Below are 22,819 nucleotides of genomic sequence, written 5' to 3'. Positions count from 1 at the left end.
CGTTATATTACTTTATTCTTATTTGTGTTTATCGTTTTTACATTACGATATTTTATATTGCAATATTTAGTATTTCATTTAAACTATGATTCATTTAATAGAGTAGAATATATTTCTCTTATTTTCAATTTTGAAATATCAATTTTTTTCATTCATTTTTTCTTTTTGAATCGACGATAATCGTTTAATTTTGGAAATAAAAAATATGAAACTAGTTATATCTCCTGCGAAATCTTTGGATTTTGAAACTCAAGTACCAACCGAAGTTTTTACAAATCCTTTTTTTATTGAAAAATCAAAAATCATTAATAAATCATTAAAAAAACTTTCTCCTAAAGAATTATCCGATTTAATGGCTATTTCTGATAAGTTAGCTGAATTAAATTGGCAGAGAAATCAAGATAGAAACTTTGAAACAAATGCAATTTCTGCTCAAGCTCGTCAAGCTGTTTTTGCTTTTAATGGTGAAGTTTATACTGGATTAGATGCTTATTCAATTCCTTCCGAAAACTTTGAAGTATTGAATGATAAAGTACGAATACTTTCTGGATTATATGGAATTTTAAAACCTTTTGATATTATTGAACCGTATCGATTGGAGATGGGAAAAAAATTAAAAGTCGGAATGAATGAAAATCTTTATCAGATTTGGAAACCTTTGGTGGCGGATTTTTTAAATAAAGAAATGAATGAAAATGAAGTTCTGATCAATTTAGCTAGTACAGAATATTTTTCCGCAGTTGATACAAAATTATTAAAATCTAAAATTATTACTCCAGAATTTAAAGATTACAAAGATGATAAACTGAAAATTATTAGTTTTTTTGCTAAAAAGGCGAGGGGATTAATGGCGCGTTATATCGTTGATAATAACATAGATTCAGTTGAGGATTTAAAGATGTTTAATGTTGAAGGTTACGCATTTGATGAATCACTTTCAACTAATGATAAATATATATTTACTAGATAATTTTCAGTAAAATCATTAAAATAGTAAAATAAATATAATTTTTATTACTATTTATAATTTTTGTTTGTATTTCATTTTTTTATTAATGACTTTTGAGGAACAAACAAACTTTAAACTGAAATGGAAAATTTTCATTATATATGTTCCGATATTATTACAATAGAAGAATTAAATACTATTTTAATTGAAAACAAAAAAGTTGCTCTGTCTGAAGAAGCTTCTGCAAATATCGAAAATTGTAGAAAATATTTAGATAACAAAATGGCAAACTCAGAAGATCCTATTTATGGAATTAATACCGGTTTTGGATCTTTATGTAATGTTAAGATTTCTAATGAAAATCTTTCTAAACTTCAAGAAAATCTTGTTAAATCACATGCTTGTGGAACAGGACCTGAAGTTCCGCATGAGATTGTGAAAATCATGCTTTTTCTTAAAATTAAGTCGTTAAGTTTTGGAAATTCTGCGGTTCAATTAAAAACAGTTGAGCGTTTAATTGAATTTTATAATAATGATATTTTACCAATTGTTTTCGAACAAGGTTCGTTAGGAGCATCTGGTGATTTATCTCCTTTAGCACATTTGAGTTTACCTTTATTAGGTGAAGGTGAAGTTTTTTATGATGGTTACAGACAACCAGCTTCTAAAGTTTTAGAAAAATTTGGCTGGGAACCAATCGTTCTACAATCTAAGGAAGGTTTAGCTTTATTAAACGGTACTCAATTTATGAGTGCTTACGGTACTTTCGTAGTAATTAAATCTATGAAACTTTCGTATTTAGCTGATTTAATTGGAGCGGTTTCTTTAGAAGGTTTTGATGGTAGAATTGAACCATTTAATGAATTGATTCATCTAGTACGACCACATAAAGGGCAAATTGTAACAGCTGAATTTTATAATCAAGTTTTGGAAGGAAGTGAATTAATTGCTCAAAAGAAAGAACACGTTCAAGATCCATATTCATTCCGTTGTATTCCACAAGTTCATGGTGCTTCTAAAGATGCTTTAGATTATGTGAAAAAAGTTTTCAGAACAGAAATCAATTCGGTTACTGATAATCCAAATGTTTTCTATAAAGAAGATATTATTATTTCTGGCGGTAATTTTCACGGGCAACCTTTAGCTTTGGCTCTTGATTTTCTAGGGATTGCAATGGCAGAATTAGGTAATATTTCAGAAAGAAGAACTTACCAATTAATTTCAGGATTGCGTGGCTTACCACCATTTTTAGTTAAAGAACCAGGATTGAATTCTGGGTTTATGATTCCTCAATATACAGCTGCAAGTATAGTAAGTCAAAATAAACAATTGGCGACTCCAGCTTCAATTGATAGTATTGTTTCAAGTAATGGACAAGAAGATCACGTAAGTATGGGAGCAAATGCGGCTACAAAAACTTTGAGAATAGTCGATAATTTAGAGCGCATTTTGGCTATCGAATTAATGAATGCTTCTCAAGCTTTAGAATTTAGACGTCCTTTAAAATCTAGTCCATTTATTGAAAGTTTTGTTGGAGCTTATCGCGATGAAGTTTCTTTTGTGGAGGTTGATCGTATTTTACATTACGATATCGAAAAATCGATACGTTTCATTAATTCATTTCAAATAGATTTCGAATAAAATATTTATTATTTATATATTAAGAAAACAGCACTTTTAAGTTTTTTTTTAAGTGCTGTTTTTATTTTATCATTATCTTTGTTCGTTATTTCTAAGAAAAAAAAATTTGGTTACTTATAACAAATTAAAAATACTTAACGATCCCATTTACGGATTTATATCGATACCCAATTCATTACTTTATGATTTGATCGAACATCCGTATTTTCAACGACTTCGCAGAATCAATCAAATGGGACTTTCTTATTTGGTATATCCTGGAGCTACACATACTCGTTTTCATCATGCATTAGGTTGTATGCACATGATGCAAAAAGCAGTTCAAGTTTTAAAAAGCAAAAATGTAGAAATTTCTCAAGAAGAAGAAAACGCTCTTTACATTGCAATTCTTTTACACGATATCGGACATGGACCGTTTTCTCACGCTATGGAAAATAGTATTGTAGAAAATGTGCATCACGAAGAAATTTCTTTGTTTTTTATGAATGCTTTAAATGATGAATTCAATGGACAATTGAGTTTAGCTATCGAAATTTTTAAAGGAAATTATCATCGTAAATTTTTATTGCAATTGATATCTAGTCAAATGGATATGGATAGGATGGATTATTTAAAACGTGATAGTTTTTATAGTGGAGTAGCAGAAGGGAATATTAATTCTGAACGTTTAGTTCAAATGATTAATGTTCATGATGATTATTTGGTAGTTGAAGAAAAAGGTATTTATTCTGTAGAAAAGTTTTTAGTAGGTCGCCGTTTGATGTATTGGCAGTGTTATTTGCATAAAACAAGTGTAATGGCCGAAATGATTTTGACAAAAATTCTTAAACGTGCGAAGGAACTTACTGAAAAAGGTGTTCATTTATGGTGTTCAGATTCCTTGCATTTTTTTCTTACAAATCATATCGAGAAGGCGGACTTTAATAAAGAAGCATTAAAAAAATTCGCGCTTTTAGATGATTCAGATATTATAGGAGCTTTAAAAAATTGGCAATTTCATGAAGATTTTATATTATCCTCATTGAGTAATAGTATTATAAATAGAAATTTATTTCATATTTTAAATGTCGAAAAAAATCAACAAAATGAGTTGTTAGATTTATATAGAAAGCAAATAAATTCTGAACTTCAGCTTGATATGAATGAATTAGATTATTTTGTTTTTGGTGGAATGATGAAAAATAAAGCATACGACAAAAATGCTGAACCAATTCGAATTTTAACTAAGAACAAACAAATTATAGATGTTTTACAAGCATCAGATCAATCAAATTTGGCAGCTTTGTCTGTGCCAGTTAAGAAATATTTTGTGTGTTTTCCTAAAAATATAACACTTAAAAATATCCAATAATTTTATTATTTTTGTAAAGATGAAAATAACAGCAGCCCAAATAGCAGAGGTTTTACAAGGAGATGTTTTAGGAGATGAAAATGTTTCTGTTTCTACTTTGGCTAAAATTGAAGAAGGGAAACCTGGGTCAATAACATTCTTGGCTAATCCAAAATACACATCGTTTATTTACGATACAAAGTCTTCAATTGTAATAGTAAATAAAACTTTTGTAGCCGAACATCCTATTTCTGCAACATTAATTAAAGTTGATGATGCATATAAATCATTTTCTAAAATTTTAGAATATTACAATCAAGTGAAACTTATGAAATCTGGTATAGAACAACCAAGTGTTATTTCTGAAGGAGTAACTTATGGAGAGGATCTATATTTAGGTAGTTTTTGCTATGTAGGTAAAAATACTACTATTGGAGAAAATGTAAAAATATACCCAAATTCATTTATTGGTGATAATGTTATTATTGGTGATAATACTATTTTATTTGCGGGATCTCGTATTTATTCAGAAAGTATAATCGGAAAAAATTGCATCATTCATTCTGGAACTATTATCGGTTCTGATGGTTTTGGATTTGCTCCTGCTGAAGATGGCTCTTACTCAAAAGTACCACAAATCGGAAATGTTATCATAGAAGATGATGTTGAGATTGGTGCATGTACAACTATTGATCGTGCTACTTTAGGTTCAACAATTATTCACAAAGGTGTTAAGTTAGATAATCAAATTCAAATTGCACATAATGTTGAAATTGGTGAACATACGGTTATTGCATCTCAAACTGGAGTTGCAGGTTCTACTAAAATTGGAAAATACTGTATTATTGGTGGGCAAGTAGGAATTGTTGGACATATTACAATAGGTAATAATGTGAAAATTCAAGCTCAAACAGGTGTTGGTAAAAGTTTAAAAGATGGAGAAACGGTTCAAGGTTCGCCAGCATTGGGGTATAATGATTTTGCTAAATCTTATGTTCACTTTAAAAATTTACCAAAAATTGTAAATGAATTTAATGAATTAAAAAAAACAATCAAATAAACGATATATTCGTATAAAAAAATTGAATCAAGAATATGGCTAAGCAAAAGACTATTGTACAAGAAGTTACTATTCAAGGAGTAGGTTTACATACTGGTCAGCAAGTTACAATGACTTTAAAACCTGCACCTATTAATAACGGTTTTACTTTCGTTCGTGTAGATTTGGAAGGAAGTCCTATCATTCAAGCTGATGCAAATTTAGTAGTATCTACCGAACGCGGCACAAATTTAGAACACAAAGGTGTAAACTTACATACTACAGAACACGTTTTAGCAGCTTTAGTTGGATGTGATTTAGACAATGTAATCATTGAATTAAATGCATCTGAACCGCCAATTATGGATGGTTCTTCTAAATATTTTGTTGAAGCGGTTGAAAAAGCTGGTTGCGTAGAACAAGATGCAGAACGTTATGAATATATCGTTAAAGAAGTAATTTCGTTTGCTGATGAAAGAACAGGAAGTGAAATTATCATCATGCCTGCAGATGAATATCAGGTAACAGCAATGGTTGATTTTGGTACTAAAGTTTTGGGAACGCAAAATGCAACTCTAAAATCAATGTCTGATTTTAAATCTGAAATTTCAGAAGCACGTACGTTTAGCTTTTTGCACGAATTAGAAACTTTATTAGCACATGGTCTAATTAAAGGTGGAGATTTAAATAATGCAATTGTTTATGTTGATAAAGAAATCTCTCCAGAAACTTTACAAAATCTAAAAATGGCATTTGGTAAAGATGAAATTACTGTTAAATCTAACGGTGTTTTAGATAATCTTACATTGCATTATCCTAATGAAGCTGCACGTCATAAATTACTAGATGTTATCGGAGATTTAGCATTAATTGGAACTAGAATTAGAGGAAAAGTTATTGCAAATAAACCTGGTCATTTTGTAAATACGATGTTTGCTAAGAAAATGGCAAAAATCATTAAAAATGAAAAAAGAAATCAAATTCCTACATATGATTTAAATAAGGAACCTTTGATGGATGTTACCAAAATAATGGCTATGCTTCCACATAGATATCCAATGTTGTTGGTTGATAAAATTCTTGAATTAAGTGAAACACAAGTAGTAGGTTTGAAAAATGTTACTATGAATGAAGATTTTTTTCAAGGACATTTTCCTGGAGCTCCGGTTATGCCAGGCGTTTTAATAGTTGAAGCAATGGCACAAACGGGCGGTATTCTAATTTTAAGTACAGTACCTGATCCTGAAAACTATTTAACTTACTTTATGAAAATTGATAATGTAAGATTTAAAAATAAAGTTTCACCTGGAGATACTTTAATATTCAAATTGGATTTGTTATCTCCAATTAGAAGAGGGATTTGTCATATGCAAGCTATTGCGTACGCAAACGGAAAAGTAGCAGCAGAAGCAGAGCTAATGGCTCAAATCGTAAAAAAGACAAACTAACAATAATAATATAAAGATGAATCAACCTTTAGCATATGTTCATCCTGGAGCAAAAATAGCAAAAAATGTTGTTATTGAACCATTTACAACAATTCATAATAATGTTGAGATTGGAGAGGGAACTTGGATTGGATCTAACGTAACTATTATGGAAGGTGCAAGAATTGGAAAAAATTGCACAATTTTCCCAGGTGCTGTTATATCTGCTGTTCCTCAAGATTTAAAATTTGGAGGTGAAGAAAGCTTAGCAATAATTGGTGATAATACAACAATTCGCGAATGTGTTACTATAAATAGAGGAACAATTGCGTCGGGAAAAACAATTATTGGAAACAATTGTTTAATCATGGCATATGCTCATATTGCACACGATTGTGAAATTGGAAACAATGCTATTATTGTTAACGGTGTTGCTCTTGCAGGACATGTTAAAATCGGTAATTTTGCTGTAATTGGTGGTTTAGCTGCCGTTCATCAATTTATAACAATTGGTGATCATGCAATGATATCTGGCGGATCTTTAGTAAGAAAAGATGTTCCTCCATATACAAAAGCTGCTAAAGAACCACTTTCTTATATTGGAATTAATTCTGTTGGATTAAGAAGAAGAGGATATTCAACTGATAAAATACGTGAGATACAAGATATTTACAGAATTTTATATCAAAAAAATTATAATACTACACAAGCTCTTAGTATTATCGAAGCTGACTTAGAAGCTACTTCAGAAAGAGATGAAATTATTCAATTTATTAGAAGTTCTTCTCGTGGAATCATGAAAGGTTATACTGGAGCATATTAATTAATTCATTAAAAATAATAAAAAAATAAAAAATATTATGGCAAGTACATCAGATATTAGAAACGGATTATGTATTAAATATAATAACGATATTTATAAAATTGTAGAATTCTTACACGTTAAACCAGGAAAAGGACCAGCTTTTGTGAGAACTAAAATGAGAAGTGTTTCTAACGGTAGAATTTTAGAAAATACTTTTTCTGCAGGTCACAAAATTGATGTAGTTCGTGTAGAAACGCATACATTCCAATTCTTATATCCAGAAGGAAATGATTTCCATTTCATGAATGTTGAAACTTTTGAACAAATTACTTTAGATAGAAGTGCATTAGACGCTCCAGATTTATTAAAAGAAGGAACTAATGTAATGATTCAAATCAATACAGAAACTGATTCTCCATTATCTGTAGATATGCCTGCTTCTGTAATTCTTGAAGTAACTTATGCTGAACCTGGAGTTAAAGGAAATACTGCTACAAACGCAACAAAACCTGCAACTGTTGAAACAGGAGCTTCAGTAAATGTACCATTATTTATCAATGAAGGTGATAAAATCAAAATTGATACAGCTTCTGGTGCTTATATGGAAAGAATTAAAGAATAATTAATGCGTTTTCCTAAAACATATAATTTAGAAACAATCGCTCAAATTATTGGATGCGAATTTATTGGTGATCCAAATTTTGAAGTTTTCGGTTCAAATGAAATTCATGTCGTTCAACCCGGAGAGATTGTTTTCGTGGATCATCCTAAATATTATGACAAAGCTTTAAATTCAAATGCTTCTGTGATATTAATTAATAAAGAAGTACCTTGCCCGGAAGGAAAAGCACTTTTGATTTCAGATGATCCATTCAGAGATTTTAATAAAATTTCTACTTATTTTAGACCATTTCAAAAATCAGATAATTTAATTTCACATTCAGCTATCGTTGGAGAAGGAACTATATTGCAACCAAATGTTATTTTAGGAAATAATGTAACGATTGGTAAGAATTGTTTGATTCATGCTAATGTTGTAATATATGATAATACAATCATTGGAGACAATGTAATTATTCATTCAGGAACAGTGTTAGGCGCAGATGCTTTTTATTTTAAAAAGAGAGAGACGTATTTTGACCCTTTGATTTCTTGTGGTAGAGTTATAATCGAAGATAATGTAACTATTGGAGCATCATGTACTATTGATAGAGGAGTTACCGGAGATACAACAATTGGAGAAGGATCAAAATTAGATAATCAAATTCAAATTGGACACGATACTGTTGTTGGAAAAATGTGTCTTATTGCTTCACAAGTTGGAATTGCGGGTTGTGTTGTAATTAAAAATCATGTTACAATTTGGGGACAAGTTGGAATTACAAGTGGTGTAACTATTGGTGAAAAAGTTTCTATTTTAGCGCAATCAGGTGTAAGTAAAAATTTAGAACAAAATAAAGTTTACTTTGGAACGCCTGCTGAAGAAAGTCGTGAAAAACTGAAACAGATAGCTTATTTAAAAAGATTGACAAAATAACATTTTAATAATTTGATTATGAGCCAAAGAGATTTAGTATTGAAATTTTATGAATCTGCAGGGATTTTGAGTAAAAATTATTGCAAAGAGATTATGCATCCAGATGTAACTTTGGAATGGTATAGTTCTAAAGGTTTACTAAATTTAGATTTGAATGATATTCTGGCTTTATCAAAAGAATTAAGACATAATTATTATTCTTTACGTGCCGAAGTCCAAGAATTGATGGAGGAAGATGATAGAATAATGATTCGTTATGTTTATTTTGTTAGAACATTCGAGAATACAGATGAAGAATTGGTTTTAGCAGTTTTCTTTACAACTTGGCAAATTAAAGATAATCTTCTTTTTAAAGGTTGTCAAATGAGTCAATTAATAGAATAATGCAGATTTACTATTTTTTTAAGGCAAAAAAATTTTATAATCAATTTCAAAACCCTATTTTTGTTTTATAAATCAAAAAACAATAATAAAAATTATGAGTGTTTTAGTAAATAAAGATTCAAAGATAATTGTTCAAGGATTCACAGGTAGTGAAGGTACATTCCATGCTTCTCAAATGATTGAGTACGGAACTAATGTTGTTGGTGGTGTTACTCCAGGAAAAGGAGGAACTTTACATTTAGAGCGTCCTGTTTTCAACACAGTTAAAGATGCTGTTGAACAAGCACAAGCTGATACATCAATTATTTTTGTTCCGCCAGCATTTGCTGCAGATGCAATTATGGAAGCTGCTGAAGCTGGAATCAAAGTTATTATCTGTATTACTGAAGGAATTCCTGTTGCTGATATGGTAAAAGCTTACGATTATATTAAATCAAGAAATTGTACTTTAGTTGGTCCAAACTGTCCAGGAGTAATCACTCCAGGAGAAGCAAAAGTTGGAATTATGCCAGGTTTCGTTTTCAAAAAAGGAACTATCGGAATTGTTTCAAAATCAGGTACATTAACATATGAAGCTGCTGACCAAGTTGTTAAACAAGGTTTAGGAATCACAACTGCTATCGGTATTGGTGGAGATCCAATTATTGGAACTACAACTAAAGAGGCTGTTGAATTATTAATGAACGATCCAGAAACTGAAGCTATCATTATGATTGGTGAAATCGGTGGACAATTAGAAGCTGATGCTGCTCGTTGGATTAAAGAAAACGGAAACAAAAAACCTGTTATCGGATTTATCGCTGGTGAAACAGCTCCTAAAGGTAGAACTATGGGTCATGCTGGTGCTATTGTTGGTGGTGCTGATGATACAGCTGAAGCTAAAAAACGTATCATGAGCGAATGTGGAATTCACGTTGTTGATTCACCTGCTGAAATTGGTAAAAAAGTTAAAGAAGTTTTAGGTTAATTTTCCTAAAGCATTTCATATAAAAGTCTAAACATTAGTTTAGACTTTTTTTGTTTTAGTTTATTTCTTTTTTTTTATTTTAGTTACATTACATGTAATGTATTTTACAATGTGATTATTTTTTAGGTGTTTATATTTCTATTAAAGACAAATAAATATTTTAAAAATTTCGAATTGAACTATCTTTTTTTTAGATTTTTAATTACTTTTTTTTTCTTAGAAATTAATACAGTAGATAATTTTAAAATTTGGTATATAATTGAATATAATTTATAGATTTTAAATTGAATTAACAAATCATATTTAATATAAAATCTAAAATTTTATCTGTTTTTTTATGTTAAAAAAATATAATTTTTCAAAAATAATGTTTAATAAATTTTTTTATCTTAAAAACATTACCTAATTTAGTTATATTAATTTTAAAAAATTTAAGTTTATGAAAAAAATTTTATTGACTGCTGTTTTAGTAGGTAGTTTAGTTGCATGTGATAAAAAAGCGGAAACAACAGATTCTCCAGCTCCAGAAACTCCAACAACTGAAACTCCAGCTGCAGAAACACCAGCACCAGCAGAAACTCCTGCTAATACTTCTACTGTAAAATTAAGCAACCCTGAAGCTCAAAAAGTTGCTGATGAGTACGGTGCATTTATTAAAGAATATATGGAGGTTTATAAATCTGGTGATGCTACAAAAATTGCAGATTTAACAAAAAAATCGCAGGAGTGGGCAACAAAACTTGGAACTTCAATGGCTAAAATGACTCCAGAAGATTCAAAACTTTTATCTGAGTATATGCAACAAGTTGCTCAAGAAATGGCAACAGCTGCTACACCCGCTAAATAAAAAATGAAATTTAAATTTCGAGGAAAGGATTAATCTCCTTTCCTTTTTTTTTGCTTTTTTCTTAAAAAGAGTAAATCATTAACATATTCATTTGTTGTTAATGAGATAGATTTTTTATTTTTGTAAAAAACATTTTAGTGAAAATATATTTTTTAGGAACAGGTACATCCCAAGGAATTCCAGTTATTGGAAATGATTCTCCTGTTTGTTTAAGTTCTGATTCTAAAGATAAAAGATTGCGTACTTCTATTTTTGTAGAATGGGATACTTCTGTCTTTCAAATTGATTGTGGACCAGATTTTAGACAACAAATGTTGGTTTCAAAATGTCCAAAAATAGATGCACTTCTATTTACACACGAACATGCTGATCATACAGCAGGGTTTGATGATATTCGTCCGTTTTGTTTTATGCAAAAAGCTCCAATTCCAATTTATGGTCAGGAACGTGTTATCAACGAATTGAAGAAACGTTTTGAATACATTTTCGAAACTGAAAATAGATATCCAGGCGCTCCTTCTGTTGATATTAATGTAATTGAAGAAAACAAATCTTTTCAAATAGATGGTAAGGACATTATTCCAATAACTGTTTTGCATGGTGATTTACCTATTCTTGGTTATCGTTTTCAAAATTTTACATATTTAACAGATGTGAAATATATTACAGAAGAAAATTTATTTAAATTGCAAGATCTTGATGTTTTAGTAATTAATGCGTTAAGAATAAATGAACATCCAACTCATAATAATCTTGAAGAAGCATTAAATTTTATAAAAATCATAAAACCTAAAAAAGCTTATCTTACTCATATTGGATTTCAATTAGGTTTTCACGATGAAGTTCAAAAAAGTTTACCAAAAGACGTATATTTGGCATATGATAATTTACAATTAACTATTTAAAATGAGACAACTTTATTTATATCTTTTCATCTTTTCATTACTAATTAATGTTTTTCAATATGTAAATGATTCTAATATTTTAGAAGCAAAGGATAAGGAAATTGAAAAAGCCAAAACATTAAATGATTCTTTAAAGATTTATAAGAACATGTTTAAAGAAGCAAGTTATTTTTCAATTGATGAAAATAAAAATGCTCAAGAAAAATTTGGCGATTATAATTATGAAGATGTGATGAAAAAAGTGTTGATGGATTTAACTACATTAAACACACAAGAAGGCGGAAATCCTTTATTACCACCAGCAACTGATGGTAGTAAAACTGTGATTAGAAAGGCAAATGTTTTAAATCACCAATGGATTATTTTAGATTATTCTAACGATTCAGAAATCGGAGAAATGTTAATTGAATATACTTTTGATCCAAACGAATTCACAACGTTTAAAGTTATACAAAACACAACTTACTAATGAAAAAAATTTTCTTGCTTAACTTTATTTTTATCAGTTTAATTTCTTGTGATAAAATATTAAAAGATAAATACGATTCGCAAGACAGTGAAATTACAACTCGTGTATATGCAGTCGGTACTGACAAAGATGAAAATGGTTGTGTAAGTTCTGCTGGTTATACTTGGAGTATTTTAAAAAATGATTGTATTCGCGTTTTTGAAATTGGATATCGTTTAAATCCAACACAAATAAATGCAGATGAAGCTGTTATGAGTGCGTTTGTTATTTTTGATGAAGACAAAGAAAAAACAGAACTTTTTCTACCAAATTCTGATAAAAGTATTATCTTAAATCTAGATGGTAAAGGAATTTATAAAAACGGGAAAATGGTTTTTGATTCGAATGAGTTTGTACTTAAAATAGACAATAAAAACACGTACGAAGCTGCTAAAGAACAACTTCAAAATATAAATAATACACAAGAAGAAATTGAGTAAAATAAATAAGATTTTTCTGGACGTTTAAAAATTATTTTTTTATAAATGAGTTCGATGTTGTATCGGACTCATTTTGTATTGGTAAGATTTAGTTGTGTATTATTCATGTTAAAAATTACTTTTTATCATGTTTTCATAATATTAAAATGTATTTTGATTTGTAATTATTTTCGTTTTTTAACTTTATTTAAGATTTATCTTGTTAAATATGATTTTGTTTGGTTATAAATGATCTAAATTCATATAAAAAAACTTGATATTCCAAAATTGCATATCCTATAGTTTTATTCTCAACACTATTTTCTATTTATAAATGTAGTAATATTGACAAAAAATAGTAAATTGAAATAATGTATAAAGCAAAAAAAAATTTTTGGCTTTTAGTTACTAAATTAGTATGGCAGTTGTCTTTCAGCTAGCTTTTATTTTTTAGGATTAAGTTAAACTGCATATATAAATGGTATATTTGCGACACCTTAATTATTAAAATAAAATTTCTTTTAATAGAAATTATCAAGATAAATTTATAATGAATTACTTATCAGTAGAAAATATATCGAAATCATTCGGAGCAAGAACCTTGTTCGAAGATGTTTCGTTCGGAATAAATAAAGATCAAAAAGTTGCTTTTGTAGCAAAAAACGGTTCAGGAAAAACTTCAATTCTTAAAATTATAACAGGTAACGATGCTCCAGATTCTGGACAGGTTGTTACTCGTAAAGGAATTCGTGTTGAATTTCTATCTCAAGAACCTTATCTTCAAGATGAACTAACTATCGAAGAAAGTATTTTTGCATCTGATAACGAAATTCTTAAAGTTATTGAGCGTTACGAAAAAGCGCTGGAAAATCCTGAAGAAGAAGATGCTTATCAAGCGGCTTTCGATCAAATGGATTTGTATAATGCTTGGGATTTTGAAACGCAATACAAACAAATTCTTTATAAACTTAAATTAGAAGATTTAAAACTTAAAGTAAAAAATCTTTCTGGTGGACAGAAAAAACGTTTGGCTTTAGCGATAATCTTAATTAATAAACCTGATTTATTGATTTTAGATGAGCCAACCAACCATTTAGATTTAGAAATGATTGAATGGTTAGAAAGTTATTTCGCAAAAGAAAATATTACTTTGTTTATGGTTACGCACGACCGTTTCTTTTTGGAACGTGTTTGTAATGAAATCATTGAACTTGATAACGGTAAAATTTATCAATATAAAGGTAATTATTCGTATTATTTACAAAAGAAAGAAGAACGAATTGCAGCAGAAAATGCTTCGATTGACAAAGCTAAAAACCTTTTTGTGAAAGAACTAGATTGGATGCGTCGTCAACCAAAAGCGCGTACAACAAAATCTAAATCACGTCAAGACGATTTTTATGTAATTAAAGAAAAAGCAACTTCGCGAAGAAAAGAACATACCGTTGAATTAGAAATCAATATGGAACGTATGGGGAGTAAAATCGTAGAACTTCATAGTGTTTCTAAGAAATTTGGAGATAAAATTATTTTAGATAACTTCAATTATAATTTCAATCGTGGTGAACGAATTGGAATCATCGGTAAAAACGGAACTGGTAAATCGTCTTTTTTAAATATTCTTACACAAACTACACAACCAGATTCAGGAAAAGTTGTGGTTGGAGATACCATTAAAATGGGATATTACACACAAAGTGGGATTAATCCAAAACCTGAACAAAAAGTTATCGATATCATAAAAGAATACGGAGAATATATACCTTTGACAAAAGGGCGTTTGATTTCGGCAGCTCAATTATTGGAGCGTTTTCTTTTCGATCGTAAAAAGCAATATGATTTTGTTGAGAAATTAAGTGGAGGAGAATTAAAGCGTTTGTATTTATGTACGGTTTTAATTCAGAATCCAAACTTTTTGATTTTGGATGAGCCAACAAACGATTTAGATATCGTAACCTTAAATGTTTTGGAAAGTTTCTTATTAGATTATCCAGGATGTTTGTTAGTGGTTTCGCACGACCGTTATTTTATGGATAAAATCGTAGATCACTTATTTGTTTTCCGTGGAGAAGGTGAAGTAGAAGATTTTCCTGGAAATTATTCAGATTTCCGTGCTTATGAAGATTCTGCTGAGCCTGTTAAAGAAGAACCAAAGGAAAAAGTGAATTGGAAAGACAATCAACCTAAAAAAGCGGGTTTAAACTTTAATGAACAAAAAGAGTTTTCCAAAATCGAAAGAGAAATCAAAGATTTAGAATATAACAAAAAACAAATTGAAAACGAATTTGCAGAAGGTAAAGTTGCTGATGATAAAATCGAAACAAAAGCAAATGAACTTCAAAAAATAATAAAAACATTAGAAGAGAAAGAAGAACGTTGGTTTGAATTATCTTCAAAAATAGAATAGTAAAATCGCTCAACTGAGCGATTTTTTTCATATATTTAGTTATCAACTATTTATATGAATCTATGTTAGTTAAAATTTTTGGAAGCGCCGTTTTCGGAATTGAAGCACAAACCATAACCATCGAAGTGAATATCGATCAAGGAATCGGTTATCATTTGGTCGGTTTGCCTGATAATGCGATAAAAGAAAGTAGTTATCGTATCGCTGCTGCCCTTAAAAATATCAATTACCAACTTCCCGGTAAAAAGATTACGATAAATATGGCTCCTGCCGATTTGCGTAAAGAAGGTGCTGCTTATGATTTACCTTTGGCCGTTGGAATTTTGATCGCTTCTTCTCAAATCAAAACGAATTTAGATTTAAATAAGGTTTTAATTATGGGTGAACTTTCGTTAGATGGAAGTGTGCAACCAATTAAAGGAACCTTACCGATGGCGATTAAAGCTAAGGAAGATGGTTTTGAATCGATTTTTATTCCGAAAGAAAACGAAAAAGAAGCTGCTATTGTCGCTGGATTAAATGTTTATGGTGTTTCACATTTGAATGAAATTATTAATCATTTTCAAGAAAAAGTATTTCTCCAACCGACTATTTTATCAGAAGAAGAATTATTTGCTGAAGAACACGATGCTTTTCTGTTTGATTTTTCTGAAGTAAAAGGGCAGGAAAGTATAAAACGTGCAATGGAAATTGCAGCAGCTGGTGGACATAATATTATTTTGATTGGTCCACCAGGTTCAGGGAAAACGATGTTAGCAAAACGTTTACCAAGTATTTTACCTCCAATGACCATTGATGAATCGCTAGAAACAACAAAGATTCATAGTATTGTTGGTAAAGTTAAAAATGTTGGATTAATCAAACGTCGTCCGTTTCGTTCACCACATCATACCGCTTCATCGGTTTCTTTAGTTGGCGGTGGAAGTTATCCGCAACCAGGAGAAATTTCGTTGGCACACAATGGTGTTTTGTTTTTGGATGAGTTACCCGAGTTTAAACGTGAAGTTTTGGAAGTGATGCGTCAACCATTAGAAGATCGTGAAGTAACCATTTCTAGAGCAAAATTCACTGTTTCTTATCCATCGTCTTTTATGTTGGTGGCAAGTATGAATCCGAGTCCAAGTGGTTATTTTAATGATCCGAATTCGCCAATGACTTCTTCGCCTCAAGAAATGCAGAGGTATTTAAGTAAGATTTCTGGACCGCTTTTAGATCGAATTGATATTCATATCGAAGTAAATCCAGTTCCGTTCGAAAAGCTTTCTGAAAAATCTACTTCTGAAAAAAGTGAAGACATTAGAAATAGGGTAGTTGCTGCACGAAAAATTCAAAGCGAGCGTTTTCGAGATGTAAAAGGAGTTCATTATAATGCACAAATGACAACGAAGTTACTTCGTGAATTTTGTGATTTGGATGCAGATTCACTTCAACTTTTAAAAACTGCAATGGATCGGTTAAATTTATCGGCTCGGGCTTATGATCGGATTTTAAAGGTTTCTAGAACAATTGCAGATTTGGATTTTTCAGAAAATATAAAGCCCCAGCATATTGCCGAGGCTATTCAATATCGAAGTTTAGATCGTGACGGTTGGTTGGGTTAATTTTTATTTACAATGTTTTCGTAAATACTATAATTGAAACAATAGATAATTGGTAAAGTAACAATTAAACCAATGAAGAATATAAGAATTCCCGAAAGTGATAATAATCCTAATAAAATTAAATACATTAAAATTTTAAAAGGTTTTTGGTTTATTAACGAAACACTTGCTCCTAAAGCTTTAAATATTGGCATCTTATCGAAAATGATAAACGGAACAACTAAAAGTGTAAGTAAATTGATTAAAATCATAACGAAAAGACCAACCATTGAAAGTCCGATTGATTCTAATCCTAATGAAATTGCGTTATAAATTACTTGAACTAATATTGTAAAAGCAAATACTTTTAATCCTTCAACTTTGGTAAAATAGATAAATGGTGTGCTGAACTTTGGTAATTCGTTATGGTAAACATCTCGTGCCATTTTAATAAATCCAGCTCCAAAAATAGCCATAATTCCATTTATCGTTGCGCTACCAAGAATGTAATAAGCCAATATATCTGGGCTTAATTGTAATAAAGCTAACGATTCAAAAAACGTTTGAATTTCTGTTGGATTTCCAAAAACGGTAAATAATGTAAGAGTGTAAATTCCACCAAAAAGTATTAAAAGCAAAAAAATAATCGCTCCGGCAGGAATGGCCATTTTTTTAAAGATATTGAAAGTATCATCATAAATTTGGTTTCCGTCAATATTATAACCGTTTTCGATTTTTTGTTGTATTTTATTCATGTTCTAATTTAAGTTTTGTAAAAAATTTATCAGTGCAAAAATAACTTAATTATCTAGTGATTCAAATGGTTTACGATAAATAGTTTAAACAAAAACGACCTGAAATATTCAGGTCGTTAATTGTGTAAAATAGTTTAGAATTTATAAGCAAAACCCAGATTACCAAATATGTTATACATTTTAAATGAAATAGCTTCAAAATCTTTTTGGAAAACTGATGTATTAGCGAAACTTCCATCTAATGAAATACTAAATTGTGGATTGATTTTATACTCAAAACCAATTTGTTCTCCAAATTGAAACGAACGAATATCTTCAGAAAAATCATAAATCCCAATTGCAGTTCCTTCAAAAGTTGCCGTTTCTCCGATTGGAGTTCCTTCTCTGAAAACACCATCGTAAATGTAGCCGTCAAATGATTTATTAACAGCAGCAGAGATGTAAAATCCACCATAGAAATTCCATTTTTCAGAGATATTCCAAACAAATGAAACGGGTAAAGTTAGATATGAATTATTTGCTCTCGTCACAACATGACCTGTGAAATAACCTGTAGTTCTTGCACCTGAATCATCCTCGATTTGAGTGAAATAATTCTTAACTTCTGCTTGGGTTTTCATTGCACGACTTTCGATTTTCAATCCAACTCGGATTCCATATTTTTGTTCGTCATTTAACCATTTGGTTGCGTTTGCTTCAAGTCCGACTACATTCGTAGGTTTAAAACTTTCGATTTTTCGAATCTGAGCTGGAATTCCTAGTGGTGATGCGCCGCCCAAAGTCAATTGAAGTTTTGCTTGATATTCGATATTGTCTGTAAAAAACGATTTAAATTTAGATTCGCTTTTTTCTGATTCTTGTGCATTTGAAATTAAACAAGTAGAAAACAAGACAGTTGTAGTAAATACTTTTAGTTTATTTTTCATAGTTTAATTAAAAATTAATTCAATTTCATCAACAATCAAAGTACTTCCGATTGCTCCCGTAAAACGAGCTCCATCTATACTTGACGACATTACAATCGCCAAAACGTATTCTTTTTCTGGATCGTATGTTTTTCCAGAAACCATTTCAAAATCAAATTGAAGTTCTTTCCAAGTTGAAGTTTCTATGCGTTGAGATGGAGAAACTCTTGCAATTGCAACATTTCTTGGGTCTTGAAAATCATGATCTCCATATAAATAATTTTCTTTATCTCTAGATTCAAAAATGATTGCATAAATATCGAATGTATCTTTAGCTCCAGGAACAACATCAAAATCTTGGTCGCGAACTTCGCCACCAGCTTTGTATTTATAATAGGTTCTAACCGATTTTGGTAAATCACCTGAATAAGGCAATCCCATTTTTGTAGATTTTAATGTATTCAGCAAATTTGTTTTAAAACTTCCTAAAAATAAATTTCCAGCAGCAATTGGATTTCCTGTAGCAGCAGCAAAACTACTTGTGTAAACCGTTTGCATTTTAGCGGCCAAACCTCCAGATCTACCTTCTGCAATTGTTGTTGGATATTCATCAGGTGATTTGCTTCCTGCAACTGTAACATAACCCGAATTTCCACTTGCCCAATCGTAAATTTTATCACCGTTCGAACCCGTTGTGTAAAAGCGATAATATCGATCTTTGTCCGTTAGTTCAGCATGATCAAAAGCGTATTTTGTACTTAATTCATCAACATTAAACGTAATGGTATACGTTTTTTTCCATCTAGAATCTTGTGCAGTAACAACAGCAGTTTGCGCATTCGTATAATCACGAACGGTTCCATTTACTGGATCTATTGTTGCGTTTTCAGAAAGTATAAAAATCGGAGATTGATTTTTTAAATCTACGTTAGATTTTACTCTAAACTCAACAGAATTATTTGTGATGATTGGATCGGTTTTTAGATATTCTTGAGGAATATAAGCTTCTAAAATATCAGCATTCGTATCTTCTTCTTCCTCTTTTATACATGATGTCAATAGAAAAGGAGCTAAAAAAAATGCTAAAAGATGTTGCTTCTTCATTTTTATGAATTATTATGTGTGCAAAATTAGTGAAAAAAGAAGTAAAATAGTTTCTTTTGATTCTATATCTAAAGAAAATGATTTTAAATTTAATCAAAAGAATTCTTCGAGGCTCTGCCTCGGGGTGATTAATAATAGTATATTTTTTGATGAGTGAACATATTTTGAAACGTCATAAACAAGAGCTTGTTGCTTTGTCATTTGGTTTGTCCAATAAAATATCGAAGATATGTTTATTATCGGAAGTTGAAATGAGATTGATAGAAGTTTGTGAAAATATTTTAGAAAGATATTAAATTCATTTTGTTGAAATATGAGCAGATGAAAATCATGTGTATTTTTTGATACAAAGTGTACCTAAGATTTCCGTAAAAAATATTATCAAGACCGTAAAAAGTATTACTGCTAAAGTAATTTTTCGCTTGCATCCAGAAGTTAAAAGTGAGTTATGGGGTGGTGTTTTTTTTGACTAGTGGATATCTATGTAAATACGGCTGGTCAATATGGAAATAAGGATGAGATTCAGAAATATATTTAAAATCAAGGAAAAAAAAATGACTGTTTATAAACCGTTTAACAAAAATTAGCTACGGTTATCTTTTGAGTAATGCGATATCTTCAAGCATAGCTTCGTGGTAATTCATTTATACAAAAAGTTTTTTTAAACAATAAATTTTTATTTTTCATGTTTTTTGAGTAAATTCGCGTGCAATTCTACAACAATTGCAATATGAAAGCACACACAGCTAAAATAGTAGGTCAAGGTCTAACCTACGACGATGTACTTCTTATACCTAATTACTCAGAGGTATTACCAAGAGAAGTAAGCATTCAAACAAGATTTACAAAAAACATAACATTAAATGTGCCTATCATTTCTGCTGCTATGGATACAGTAACAGAAAGTGCAATGGCAATAGCAATGGCTCGTGAAGGTGGAATTGGTGTTTTACACAAAAATATGACCATTGAACAACAAGCGTTAGAAGTTCGTAAAGTTAAGCGTGCAGAATCAGGAATGATTATCGATCCGGTTACTTTACAAATGAATGCAACTGTTGGAGATGCTAAAGCTGCAATGCGTGAATTTGGTATTGGAGGAATTCCAGTTGTTGACGAAAACAACATTCTAAAAGGAATTGTTACTAATAGAGATTTACGTTTCGAAAAAATTGCATCTCGTTCAATTTTAGAAGTGATGACTAAAGAAAATTTAGTGACTGCTTTAGAAGGAACAACTCTTCAAGATGCCGAACAAATTCTTCAAGAAAATAAAATCGAAAAATTACCTGTTGTTAATGCAACTTATAATTTAGTAGGTTTGATTACTTTCCGTGATATTACAAAATTAACTTTAAAACCAAACGCAAACAAAGATAAATTTGGACGTTTACGTGTAGCTGCTGCTCTTGGAGTTACTGCAGATGCTGTTGAACGTGCTGGTGCTTTAGTTGGTGCTGGTGTTGATGCTTTGATTATTGATACGGCTCACGGACACACAAAAGGTGTAGTAAATACTTTAAAAGAAGTTAAAACAGCTTTCCCTCAAATCGATGTAGTTGTTGGAAATATTGCTACTGCAGAAGCTGCTTTGTATTTAGCTGAAGCAGGAGCAGATGCAGTTAAAGTTGGTATCGGACCAGGTTCAATTTGTACTACTCGTGTAGTTGCTGGTGTTGGTTTTCCTCAGTTTTCTGCTGTAATGGAAGTTGCTGCAGCTTTAAAAGGAACTGGAGTTCCTGTTATTGCTGATGGCGGTTTGCGTTATACAGGTGATATTCCTAAAGCTTTAGGAGCTGGAGCTGATTGTGTGATGTTAGGTTCAATGTTAGCTGGAACTAAAGAATCTCCCGGTGAAACAGTTATTTTTGAAGGTCGTAAGTTTAAAACATACCGCGGAATGGGTTCTGTAGAATCTATGAAACACGGTTCAAAAGATCGTTATTTCCAAGATGTGGAAGACGATGTTAAAAAATTAGTTCCTGAAGGAATCGAAGGACGTGTTCCGTACAAAGGTGAATTAATCGAATCAATGACTCAGTTTATTGGAGGTTTAAGAGCTGGAATGGGATATTGTGGTGCAAAAGATGTGGCGACTTTACAAGAAGTGGCTCGTTTTGTACAATTAACAGCTTCAGGAATTGGAGAGTCTCATCCACATAATATTACCATTACTAAAGAAGCTCCGAATTATTCGCGATAATTTAGTTTTTTTTTTTTTTACGACTAGTCCTGAAATATCGATACAGTTTTTCAATGATTAAAAATGCATAAATTAAACAGTAGTGACTTTTATGTTGCTACTGTTTTTTCTTTTATGGGTTAAAATCCATTCTAAACGGTTAAATATAAACAAGTAAAGAGAGTGAATTTTTGAATCTCAAATTAATTTTGAGTTTTACTTTAAAAAAAAACACTTTCTTTTAGGTCAGTATAATATTGTTTTCTTAAATAATAGAGAGGCTTAATTGTTTAAAGTTCAAAAAAATTAATAAAAGATCACTAAACGGATTAAAATAACAAAGGCTTTGATGGTCGGAGTAATCTGATCTGTGCTATTTTTGTTATTTTGCTCGTAGCAAATCTTTTTGTAATATAAGTAAGGGTTTTCGTTGTATTACCAGAAATCTAAACTATCTTAGTTTGGATGAAGTTCCTTCTAAATAGATAGAAAGACATCAGAAGAAAAAATGAACTCATGAGTTGTAAAAACAATCTTAATTTACATTATTTCAAAATATAGAACAGTGAGTTGGAACTACTAGGTAAAAAGTGTTTCAATATTCTAAAAGATGAAATCATTACTTTAGTTGATGAAAACGATAAATGTAAAGTTTTATGGTTTAATTGAAATAAGAGCTTAAATTCATTATCTCCATAACTTTTTTATAGTGAACTGATTTGTATAAAAAATTAAGCAAAAAAAAAGAAACAATTTCTTGTTTCCTTTTTCTAGTAGCGAAGACGGGAGTTGAACCCGTGACCTCAGGGTTATGAATCCTGCGCTCTAACCAACTGAGCTACCTCGCCATTTTAGTGATGTATCACTTTTGCGGAGAAAGAGGTATTTGAACCTATTTTCTTAAAGTTAATAAAATCAGCTGTTTTCAATTAGTTTAATAAAATTGCCACGAAATTGCCACAATTTAAAATTAACTTAAAACTGATTAAATATATTATTTAGCTTACAATTTAATTACAATTTAAGATATTAAATCTTTAATCAAAATGCGTAAAATTTAGAACTTGAATTAAAATATTATTTTCATGTTGAATATTTTAAAAGCTTGTACTTTTGTTATTTTCAACG

21 protein-coding genes and 1 tRNA gene are annotated in these 22,819 nt (G+C 30.4%); 18 read left to right on the top strand and 4 right to left on the bottom strand.

Features of this window, described 5'->3' with window-relative positions; translation table 11 throughout:
• Positions 1 to 205: 205 nt before the first annotated feature.
• The 16 genes from yaaA (at position 206) to EG240_RS13360 (ending at position 16,766) form a co-directional block, all read left to right on the top strand.
• Positions 206 to 970: a peroxide stress protein YaaA gene (gene yaaA / locus EG240_RS13435; protein ID WP_125019877.1), complete on the top strand. Its 765-nt coding sequence runs from the start codon at positions 206 to 208 to the stop codon at positions 968 to 970.
• A 120-nt stretch (positions 971 to 1,090) separates the two neighbouring features.
• On the top strand, positions 1,091 to 2,590 hold the full coding sequence (gene hutH / locus EG240_RS13430) for a histidine ammonia-lyase (protein ID WP_125019876.1): 1,500 nt from the start codon (positions 1,091 to 1,093) through the stop codon (positions 2,588 to 2,590).
• 106 nt (positions 2,591 to 2,696) lie between these two features.
• Complete coding sequence (locus tag EG240_RS13425; protein ID WP_125019875.1) at positions 2,697 to 3,941, top strand: HD domain-containing protein; 1,245 nt, start codon at positions 2,697 to 2,699, stop codon at positions 3,939 to 3,941.
• A 19-nt stretch (positions 3,942 to 3,960) separates the two neighbouring features.
• Positions 3,961 to 4,980, top strand: a complete 1,020-nt coding sequence (lpxD, locus tag EG240_RS13420; protein ID WP_125019874.1) for a UDP-3-O-(3-hydroxymyristoyl)glucosamine N-acyltransferase — start codon at positions 3,961 to 3,963, stop codon at positions 4,978 to 4,980.
• A gap of 35 nt (positions 4,981 to 5,015) precedes the next feature.
• Positions 5,016 to 6,407, top strand: coding sequence for a bifunctional UDP-3-O-[3-hydroxymyristoyl] N-acetylglucosamine deacetylase/3-hydroxyacyl-ACP dehydratase (locus tag EG240_RS13415; protein WP_125019873.1), 1,392 nt, complete (start codon positions 5,016 to 5,018; stop codon positions 6,405 to 6,407).
• A gap of 16 nt (positions 6,408 to 6,423) precedes the next feature.
• The gene (gene lpxA / locus EG240_RS13410; RefSeq protein WP_125019872.1) at positions 6,424 to 7,209 is read left to right on the top strand and encodes an acyl-ACP--UDP-N-acetylglucosamine O-acyltransferase; all 786 of its coding nucleotides are present in this window, start codon (positions 6,424 to 6,426) and stop codon (positions 7,207 to 7,209) included.
• A gap of 37 nt (positions 7,210 to 7,246) precedes the next feature.
• Positions 7,247 to 7,813 (top strand): elongation factor P, encoded by a 567-nt coding sequence (gene efp / locus EG240_RS13405; RefSeq protein ID WP_125019871.1) that lies wholly within the window; start codon positions 7,247 to 7,249, stop codon positions 7,811 to 7,813.
• A 3-nt stretch (positions 7,814 to 7,816) separates the two neighbouring features.
• Complete coding sequence (locus EG240_RS13400) at positions 7,817 to 8,728, top strand: UDP-3-O-(3-hydroxymyristoyl)glucosamine N-acyltransferase (RefSeq protein WP_125019870.1); 912 nt, start codon at positions 7,817 to 7,819, stop codon at positions 8,726 to 8,728.
• Between the two features lie 18 nt (positions 8,729 to 8,746).
• Positions 8,747 to 9,112, top strand: a complete 366-nt coding sequence (locus tag EG240_RS13395; RefSeq protein ID WP_125019869.1) for a nuclear transport factor 2 family protein — start codon at positions 8,747 to 8,749, stop codon at positions 9,110 to 9,112.
• 94 nt (positions 9,113 to 9,206) lie between these two features.
• The gene (gene sucD / locus EG240_RS13390; RefSeq protein WP_125019868.1) at positions 9,207 to 10,079 is read left to right on the top strand and encodes a succinate--CoA ligase subunit alpha; all 873 of its coding nucleotides are present in this window, start codon (positions 9,207 to 9,209) and stop codon (positions 10,077 to 10,079) included.
• Between the two features lie 439 nt (positions 10,080 to 10,518).
• A complete protein-coding gene (locus tag EG240_RS13385) occupies positions 10,519 to 10,926 on the top strand; it encodes a hypothetical protein (protein ID WP_125019867.1) in 408 nt (135 codons plus the stop codon).
• Positions 10,927 to 11,063: 137 nt separating this feature from the next.
• The gene (locus tag EG240_RS13380) at positions 11,064 to 11,831 is read left to right on the top strand and encodes an MBL fold metallo-hydrolase (RefSeq protein WP_125019866.1); all 768 of its coding nucleotides are present in this window, start codon (positions 11,064 to 11,066) and stop codon (positions 11,829 to 11,831) included.
• A 1-nt stretch (position 11,832) separates the two neighbouring features.
• Positions 11,833 to 12,300 carry a hypothetical protein gene (locus tag EG240_RS13375; RefSeq protein ID WP_125019865.1) on the top strand — a complete coding sequence of 156 codons (468 nt, stop codon included), beginning with the start codon at positions 11,833 to 11,835 and terminating at the stop codon, positions 12,298 to 12,300.
• On the top strand, positions 12,300 to 12,779 hold the full coding sequence (locus tag EG240_RS13370) for a hypothetical protein (protein WP_125019864.1): 480 nt from the start codon (positions 12,300 to 12,302) through the stop codon (positions 12,777 to 12,779). Before EG240_RS13375 ends, EG240_RS13370 begins: the two co-directional genes overlap by 1 nt.
• 529 nt (positions 12,780 to 13,308) lie before the next feature.
• The gene (locus EG240_RS13365) at positions 13,309 to 15,165 is read left to right on the top strand and encodes an ABC-F family ATP-binding cassette domain-containing protein (protein WP_125019863.1); all 1,857 of its coding nucleotides are present in this window, start codon (positions 13,309 to 13,311) and stop codon (positions 15,163 to 15,165) included.
• A gap of 62 nt (positions 15,166 to 15,227) precedes the next feature.
• Positions 15,228 to 16,766 carry a YifB family Mg chelatase-like AAA ATPase gene (locus EG240_RS13360; RefSeq protein ID WP_125019862.1) on the top strand — a complete coding sequence of 513 codons (1,539 nt, stop codon included), beginning with the start codon at positions 15,228 to 15,230 and terminating at the stop codon, positions 16,764 to 16,766.
• Here EG240_RS13360 and EG240_RS13355 read toward each other — a convergent pair.
• The 3 genes from EG240_RS13355 to EG240_RS13345 all read right to left on the bottom strand — a co-directional run bounded on the left by EG240_RS13355 (position 16,763) and on the right by EG240_RS13345 (position 19,509).
• Complete coding sequence (locus tag EG240_RS13355; RefSeq protein WP_125019861.1) at positions 16,763 to 17,500, bottom strand: hypothetical protein; 738 nt, start codon at positions 17,498 to 17,500, stop codon at positions 16,763 to 16,765. The two genes, EG240_RS13360 and EG240_RS13355, sit on opposite strands and share 4 nt — an antisense overlap.
• Positions 17,501 to 17,634: 134 nt before the next feature.
• The gene (locus EG240_RS13350; protein ID WP_125019860.1) at positions 17,635 to 18,426 is read right to left on the bottom strand and encodes an outer membrane beta-barrel protein; all 792 of its coding nucleotides are present in this window, start codon (positions 18,424 to 18,426) and stop codon (positions 17,635 to 17,637) included.
• A 3-nt stretch (positions 18,427 to 18,429) separates the two neighbouring features.
• Entirely contained in the window at positions 18,430 to 19,509 is a 1,080-nt protein-coding gene (locus EG240_RS13345) for a PCMD domain-containing protein (protein WP_125019859.1), read from the bottom strand.
• Positions 19,510 to 19,841: 332 nt separating this feature from the next.
• Here EG240_RS13345 and EG240_RS17110 point away from each other — a divergent pair, with 332 nt between their 5' ends.
• Both EG240_RS17110 and guaB read left to right on the top strand, forming a co-directional pair.
• Positions 19,842 to 19,982, top strand: a complete 141-nt coding sequence (locus tag EG240_RS17110; RefSeq protein WP_397337938.1) for a transposase — start codon at positions 19,842 to 19,844, stop codon at positions 19,980 to 19,982.
• A 257-nt stretch (positions 19,983 to 20,239) separates the two neighbouring features.
• Entirely contained in the window at positions 20,240 to 21,712 is a 1,473-nt protein-coding gene (gene guaB / locus EG240_RS13335) for an IMP dehydrogenase (RefSeq protein WP_125019858.1), read from the top strand.
• Between the two features lie 753 nt (positions 21,713 to 22,465).
• Here guaB and EG240_RS13330 read toward each other — a convergent pair.
• Positions 22,466 to 22,539, bottom strand: a tRNA-Met gene (locus EG240_RS13330).
• Positions 22,540 to 22,819: the final 280 nt, after the last annotated feature.

It is taken from the genome of Paenimyroides tangerinum (assembly GCF_003865405.1).
Lineage (GTDB): Bacteria > Bacteroidota > Bacteroidia > Flavobacteriales > Flavobacteriaceae > Flavobacterium > Flavobacterium tangerinum.
Note: the sequence above shows the minus strand (reverse complement) of the source record. Positions and strands in the feature narration are given on the sequence as shown.